Source organism: Actinomyces sp. oral taxon 448 str. F0400, from assembly GCF_000220835.1.
Classification (GTDB): Bacteria; Actinomycetota; Actinomycetes; order Actinomycetales; family Actinomycetaceae; genus Actinomyces.
The window spans coordinates 1,253,668-1,260,182 of record NZ_GL985606.1; the positions used below are offsets into that span (position 1 = coordinate 1,253,668).

Below are 6,515 nucleotides of genomic sequence, written 5' to 3' on the forward strand. Positions count from 1 at the left end.
GGTCTGCGAGGTGCGGGCCAGTCCGACCAGTCGTTCGTGAGGGATCGGGGCTGTCAGGGCCTCTGTCGACGAGCGGTGTCCTGGCCGGCGGCGATGACGGCGCCGATGGCGTCCCTCGAGGCGGCCAGAGTCATGATGGAGGCCTCGATGCGGGCCTGCTCCCGCTTAAGGTCGTCGATGATCTCGGCGCAGAGGGGGGCGAGGCGGCCCGCACGCTCGATCAGGCACGGGGCGACGGTGCGGATGGTGGCGGTGGACAGGCCGGCGTCGAGGAGCAGACGGACGCGGCGGGCGACTTCGACGTCCCGGTCGTCGTAATCGCGGTAGCCGGACGCATTGCGCGCAGGCGCAAGAAGGCCCTGTTCCTCGTAGTAGCGCAGGAGCCGGGCCGGGATGCCGGTGCGCTCGGAGATCTGCGAGATGCGCATACGAGTGGTGCCTCCTGCGGCTTGCCTTCACATTGATGTGAAGGTTGAGCCTAGCAGCATGACTGTTGAGCAGACCCCTCCCGCTCCTTCCCGAGCCCGACTGGTGCTCGTGATGGTCGGCTTCGTGATGCTGGTGTTCTGCACCGGTACCGCCGAGTACCTGGTGTCGGGCGTCCTGACGCAGATCGCGGCCGACGTCTCGGTGAGCATCTCCGCCGCCGGTCAGATCGTGACCGCCTACGCCCTCGGGGTCGCTGTCGGCGGTCCCCTCGTCACGGCAGCGACCGCCCGCCTGCCCCGCAAGGGCCTGGCCCTGGGATTGGGTGCCGTTTTCATCGCGGGCACGACCCTCACCGTGCTCGCGCCGACCTACGCGTGGGTGATCGTGGGGCGGGTGCTGTCCGCCTGCGCCCAGGCGACGCTGTTCGCTATCGGACTGACCACCGCGACCGCCATGATGGGGCCGGGCCGCCGAGGGCGAGCGATCGCGATCGTCGGTTCCGGGCTCACCATCGCCACCGTGCTCGGTGTGCCGTTGGGCGCCCTGCTGGGCGGGGGCACGAGTTGGCGGGCCCCGTTCGTCGTCGTCGTGGCACTCGCGGGTCTCGGGGAGGTCCTGCTCGCGGTCGCCATGCCCCCCGCGGCCGCCCCGGCGACGGGCGTGGCCGACGAGGTCGGGGCGCTGGCGCGCGGGCCGGTGCTGCTGGCCGTGTCGGCCACGGCCATCGGCTTCGCCGGGGTCGGCGTCGTCTTCACCTACCTCGTCCCTCTCCTCACGCGGGTGACCGGGATGGACGCCGGGGCTGTTCCGATGCTGCTGCTGGCCTACGGGGTCGGCGGGTTCGTCGGGAATCTGCTGGCCGGGCGCCTGGCCGACCTCTCCCTCAGCAGGACCCTCGCGGGGGTGTTCCTCGCCCTCGTCCTCACTCTGGTGGCGATCCCGGTCCTGGCCGGGCATCCGGCCCCGATGGTCGGGCTCGTCCTGGTGCTGGGCCTGCTGTCCACCGCGATGGTCGCGCCGTTGCAGTCCCTCGTCCTGCGTCGCGCCGGCGCCGCGCCGACCCTATCGTTGGCGGTCACCGTGGGTGCCTTCAACCTGGCCAACGCGATCGGCTCGGTGCTCGGAGGCCTCGGCATGAGCGCCGGGGTCCTGCGTTGGAACGGCTTCGCCGGAGCTCTCCTCGCGCTCGCCGGCATGGCCCTGACCGCCCTCGCCCTCCGGGCCGGCCCGGAAGCGGAATGATGTCTGTCGGGATTGCTCACGGACGACCCGGGCGTGCCGGACCGCCTCTTGCAGAGCGCTGCAGCGGGGAGGCTTGCGCGCGTGGTCGCATGTTCAAGGCGAGGTTGCAAGCGCTTGACACACCGGGGTCATTGGGATCGTCCTCGGCGCGGGGGAGGGCATCCGCGGGCGAATGTCGGCGACCATGCGCTGCTAGCCTGCTCTCGTGAGGGCCACGGAGCTCTCCGCTCGCCGGGGCGATTTCCGACGCGCGGTTCTCTAGGACGTGGACGGCGCGCTCATCGCCGCCGGCGCTGCTCGCGACGGCTCGGCCCTGCGGGCCCGCGCCGTCCTTGACGCCATGAACGACGAGGTCATCGCGCTGGTCATCTCGGATTCGCCGCTCGTAGAGGAGCCGGGCTCGGGGAGGGGGCGGTCGGCCCTCAGCCCTCCAGACCGAGCAGGCGGCGGGAGTAGACCGCCTGGCCGGAGTGCTGGGCGGCGTCGTCGATGATCGAGGCCAGACGCGAGGCGCGGGTGACGGGCGGGTCCCAGGAGCGGTCCACGACGTCGGTGAGTGCGGCGGCCGGCAGGTTGGTGAGGTAGTCGCGGATGAGCGTGTAGGCGGCGTCGAGGTAGTCGGTCAGGAGCGTGAGGTCGTCGATGCGCACCAGGGCGGCCTGTTCGGGCGTGTGGTGCCAGTCCTCGGTGTCATCGGGCAACGGCAGGGCGAAACGCGCTGCGAACCCTGAGGCGGTCCACAGCGGGGCGGTACCTGTGAGGGCCGAGATCTGCAGGTCGATCTCGCGGGCGGTGTGCCAGGACAGCCAGGTCAGGGAGTCGATACGCGGCGCGGTGCGCGGGGCGGGCCGGGTGTTGGCCTGTTCGACGGTGACGCCGGCCAGGGCGCGGTCGAAGCGCTCGCGTGAACGGTCGAGGCAGAACAGGAGGAGGTCGAGGCGGGGGTCGGTCGGTACGGCGTTCGTGCTCATGGAACGACCGTAGGCCGTCTGTGGCGAGGGCGGGCCAGAGTCCCCGGGCGGGCACGAGCGACGGCATCCATCGGGGAGCGTCTGGTCCACGCCCTGGCGAGCGGGCCGGTGATGCCGAGATCATCTCGTCCCCGGGCCCCCACCCCCGGCCTGGCCGCCCTCTTCAATGTCGTCCCGCCCTTCTGACCGAGCCGCCCGGCCGCCATGTGGGCCGCACCCCGGTCGCTCCGGCCAGCGAATCGGCGAAAGTGCGGCCCTCCAGGTGCGACATGCCGCAATCGACGCGGTGGACGAGGAGGATCTCGCCGACGCCGAGCGTGTCGGCGGCCGCGCGATACTGCACCGCCAGCCGGAGCGGGGCTGGGCGCCTGGGCGCTGCGCAGGGGGTTGTAGAGGGCCGACGGCGGGTGAGGGGCCGTCAGCTGAAGACGACGGTGCGCCGGCCGTTGAGCAGAATCCGATGCTCGGCATGCCAGGTCACCGCCTGGGCCAGCACCCGCCTCTCGACGTCCTGGCCCTTGCGCTGGAGGGCCGGGATGGAGTCGGCGTGCGAGGCCCGGGTGACGTCCTGCTCGATGATCGGCCCCTCGTCCAGGTCGGCGGTCACGTAGTGGGCGGTGGCGCCGATGAGCTTGACTCCGCGGTCGTGGGCCTGGTGATAGGGCTTGGCGCCCTTGAAGCTGGGGAGGAAGGAGTGGTGGATGTTGATCACGCCCCCGTGGAGGCGCTCGCACAGAGCGGGGGAGAGGATCTGCATGTAGCGGGCCAGGACCACGAGTTCGACGCCCAGGGAGTCGACCAGGCCGAGCAGCTCGGCCTCGGCCGCGTCCTTCGTATCCCCGGTGACCGGGATGTGATGGAACGGCACACCGTAGAACTCGGCCACCGAGCGCAGCGTCTCATGGTTGCCGACCACCCCGACGACGTCGATGGGCATTGCCTGGCTGGTGGCGCGGAAGAGCAGGTCGGACAGGCAGTGGGCCTGCGTGGAGACCATGATGAGAGTGCGCAGCCGGCGGTCGGCCTCGTGCAGGGACCAGTGCATCTCGTACTGGCCGGCCAGCTCGGCCAGGTCGGCTTGCATCTCGGTGCGCGGGACGGTGGTGAGGACGGCCACGCGCATGAAGAACAGTCCGGACTCGGCGTCACCGAACTGCTGGGACTCGGTGATGTTGCCACCGCGGCGGGCCAGCGCCCCGGTGACGGCGTGGACGATGCCGGGCCGGTCGGGGCAGGACAGGGTCAGGACAAGATGCTGGGGGGCGGGCGCCGCGGTGGTCTCGGCGTCGACGGGGGTCCGGGTGGTCATGACCGCAGGTTAGCCGGTCGGGTTCGTCGACGGCCTCGCGGACGGGTGGGGACGGGCGAGGAGACCGGGGGGCGAACCGCGCCCGGCTCGAGGGGCGCTAGACTGGCGCTGCCGTGCGCGACTGGCGAAAAGGTGGCCACCACCGGGGAGCGCCGGCCCGCCTCCGCCCGCGCCGCGGGAGTGGAGGGGGAGCAAGGGAGAACCTGGTCGCCCGCCTGGGCCGAGGTCGCAGCCCCGCGCGGTTCCGGCCGCGCACAGATCGAGGAGAACCATGACTGGTCCCGCCCCCACCACCGTGAACAATCTGCCGCTGGCCGAACTCGATCCGCAGATCGCCGACGTGCTCGACGGGGAGCTCGCCCGCCAGCGCGGCACCCTGGAGATGATCGCGTCCGAGAACTTCGTGCCCCGCGCCGTTCTGGCGGCCCAGGGATCGGTGCTGACCAACAAGTACGCCGAGGGGTACCCCGGGCGCCGCTACTACGGGGGCTGCGAGGTGGTCGACGTCGCCGAGTCCCTCGCCATCGAGCGGACCAGGGCGGTCTTCGACGCCGAGTGGGCCAACGTCCAGCCGCACTCGGGCGCCCAGGCCAATGCCGCCGTCCTCCACGCCCTGGCCCGCAGCGGGGACACCATCCTCGGGCTCTCGCTGGCCCACGGCGGCCATCTCACCCATGGAATGAAGATCAACTTCTCCGGCAGGAACTACCGCGCCACCGCCTACGGCGTGGACGAGACCAGCCACCGCATCGAGATGGACCGGGTGCGCGAGGTCGCCCTGCGCGAGCGCCCCAGGGTCATCATCGCCGGCTGGTCCGCCTACCCGCGTCACCTCGACTTCGAGGCCTTCCGCTCCATCGCCGACGAGGTCGGCGCCGCCCTGTGGACCGACATGGCCCACTTCGCCGGGCTCGTCGCCGCCGGCCTGCACCCCTCGCCGCTGCCCGCCTCCGACGTCGTGTCCACCACCGTGCACAAGACTCTCGGCGGCCCCCGGTCCGGCATGCTGCTGTCCAACCGGGCCGAGCAGTGGGGCAGGAAGCTCGATTCGGCCGTCTTCCCCGGTCAGCAGGGCGGCCCTCTCATGCACGTCATCGCCGCCAAGGCCGTGGCCATGAGGATCGCCGCCACCGATGAGTTCAAGGACCGTCAGGTCCGCACCCTTAAGGGCGCCTCCATCCTCGCCCGGCGTCTGCTCGCCGACGACGTGCGCGGCGCCGGCATCCGGCTGGTCACCGGCGGCACCGACGTCCACCTCGTCCTGGTCGACCTGCGCGAGGCCGCCCTGGACGGCCAGCGGGCTGAGGACCTCCTCCACGCCGCCGGCATCACCGTCAATCGCAACGCCGTGCCCTTCGACCCGCGCCCGCCGCGCGTGACCTCCGGACTGCGCATCGGCACGCCCGCCCTGGCCACCCGCGGTTTCGGCGCGCCCGAGTTCACCGAGGTCGCCGACATCATCGCCACCGCGCTGGTCGCCGGCGCCGCCGGGAGGGCGGACGACGAGCTGCTCGCCCGCCTCAAGGGCCGGGTCTCCGCCCTCACCGACGCCTTCCCCCTCTACCCGGGACTGGTCCAGTGAGGGCCCCCTGGAGCGGGGCCGCGAAGGTTCTGGACGGCAAGGCCACGGCCGCCGCGATCAAGACCGAGCTGGCCGGGCGCGTCGCCGCTCTGCGCGAGCGGGGCGCGACGCCCGGGCTGGGCACCGTGCTCGTCGGCGAGGACCCGGGGAGCGTCAGGTACGTCGCCGGCAAGCACGCCGACTGCGCCGAGGTCGGCATCGCCTCCATCCGCGTCGACCTGCCGAAGGCCGCCACGCAGGCGCGGGTCGAGGCCGCCGTGGACGCCCTCAACGCCGACCCGGCCTGCACCGGCTACATCGTTCAGCTGCCGCTGCCGCGCGGGATCGACGCCAATGCGATCCTCGAGCGCGTCGACCCGGGCAAGGACGCTGACGGCCTGCATCCGACCAATCTCGGGCGGCTCGCCCTGCGCGCGAAGGAGCCGATCTCCTCGCCGCTGCCGTGCACTCCGCGCGCCTGCATCGCGCTCATGAGGCGTCACGGCATCGAGCTCGCCGGGGCGGACGTGTGCGTCATCGGCCGCGGTGTGACCGTGGGCCGTTCCATCGGTCTGCTACTGGGTCGCAAGGACGTCAACGCCACCGTCGACGTCTGCCACACCGGGACGCGCGACCTGGCCGACCACGTGCGCCGCGCCGACGTCGTCATCTCGGCGGCCGGTAGCCCCGGCGTCATCACTCCCGAGATGGTCGCCCCCGGTGCCGTCGTCCTGGACGTGGGCGTCTCCCGGGCTCTCGATCCGACCACCGGCAGGAACCGCATCGCCGGGGACGTCGCCGACGGCGTCGACGCCGTCGCCTCATGGCTCTCCCCGAACCCCGGGGGGGTGGGGCCCATGACCCGGGCGCTCCTGCTGGCCAACGTCGTCGAGGCCGCTGAGCACGGCGCGCGGACGCGAGCCGGCTCGCAGCGGTGAGCGCGAGTCCGCGGCCGCTGCGGCGCCGGATCGTCCTGGCCGGTGCCGCGGCGGGCGGGGCGGCC

Annotated in this window: 6 protein-coding genes; 3 read left to right on the forward strand and 3 right to left on the reverse strand. The window is 72.4% G+C overall.

From position 1 onward, the window contains the following. Nucleotides 1–53: 53 nt before the first annotated feature. A complete protein-coding gene (locus tag HMPREF9062_RS05365; protein WP_009749042.1) occupies nucleotides 54–428 on the reverse strand; it encodes a MerR family transcriptional regulator in 375 nt (124 codons plus the stop codon). 58 nt (nucleotides 429–486) lie between these two features. Here HMPREF9062_RS05365 and HMPREF9062_RS05370 point away from each other — a divergent pair, with 58 nt between their 5' ends. Beyond that, the gene (locus HMPREF9062_RS05370; protein WP_009749043.1) at nucleotides 487–1,671 is read left to right on the forward strand and encodes an MFS transporter; all 1,185 of its coding nucleotides are present in this window, start codon (nucleotides 487–489) and stop codon (nucleotides 1,669–1,671) included. A 422-nt stretch (nucleotides 1,672–2,093) separates the two neighbouring features. On the opposite strand, the gene HMPREF9062_RS05375 is transcribed toward HMPREF9062_RS05370, so the two are convergent. Together HMPREF9062_RS05375 and purU are read right to left on the reverse strand one after the other, a co-directional pair. Next, entirely contained in the window at nucleotides 2,094–2,642 is a 549-nt protein-coding gene (locus tag HMPREF9062_RS05375) for a mycothiol transferase (protein WP_009749044.1), read from the reverse strand. A gap of 418 nt (nucleotides 2,643–3,060) precedes the next feature. Beyond that, nucleotides 3,061–3,951: a formyltetrahydrofolate deformylase gene (purU, locus tag HMPREF9062_RS05385; RefSeq protein WP_009749046.1), complete on the reverse strand. Its 891-nt coding sequence runs from the start codon at nucleotides 3,949–3,951 to the stop codon at nucleotides 3,061–3,063. A 271-nt stretch (nucleotides 3,952–4,222) separates the two neighbouring features. Here purU and glyA point away from each other — a divergent pair, with 271 nt between their 5' ends. Further along, nucleotides 4,223–5,533 (forward strand): serine hydroxymethyltransferase, encoded by a 1,311-nt coding sequence (gene glyA / locus HMPREF9062_RS05390; RefSeq protein WP_009749047.1) that lies wholly within the window; start codon nucleotides 4,223–4,225, stop codon nucleotides 5,531–5,533. Then, nucleotides 5,530–6,450, forward strand: coding sequence for a bifunctional methylenetetrahydrofolate dehydrogenase/methenyltetrahydrofolate cyclohydrolase (locus tag HMPREF9062_RS05395; protein ID WP_009749048.1), 921 nt, complete (start codon nucleotides 5,530–5,532; stop codon nucleotides 6,448–6,450). The genes glyA and HMPREF9062_RS05395 overlap by 4 nt, the downstream gene beginning before the upstream one ends. Nucleotides 6,451–6,515 lie beyond the last annotated feature (65 nt).

Coding starts and splice junctions, on each gene's coding strand:
- glyA (WP_009749047.1), top strand. CDS start 4,223: ATGACTGGTCCCGCCCCCACCACCGTGAACAATCTGCCGCTGGCCGAA.
- HMPREF9062_RS05375 (WP_009749044.1), bottom strand. CDS start 2,642: ATGAGCACGAACGCCGTACCGACCGACCCCCGCCTCGACCTCCTCCTG.
- HMPREF9062_RS05370 (WP_009749043.1), top strand. CDS start 487: ATGACTGTTGAGCAGACCCCTCCCGCTCCTTCCCGAGCCCGACTGGTG.
- purU (WP_009749046.1), bottom strand. CDS start 3,951: ATGACCACCCGGACCCCCGTCGACGCCGAGACCACCGCGGCGCCCGCC.
- HMPREF9062_RS05365 (WP_009749042.1), bottom strand. CDS start 428: ATGCGCATCTCGCAGATCTCCGAGCGCACCGGCATCCCGGCCCGGCTC.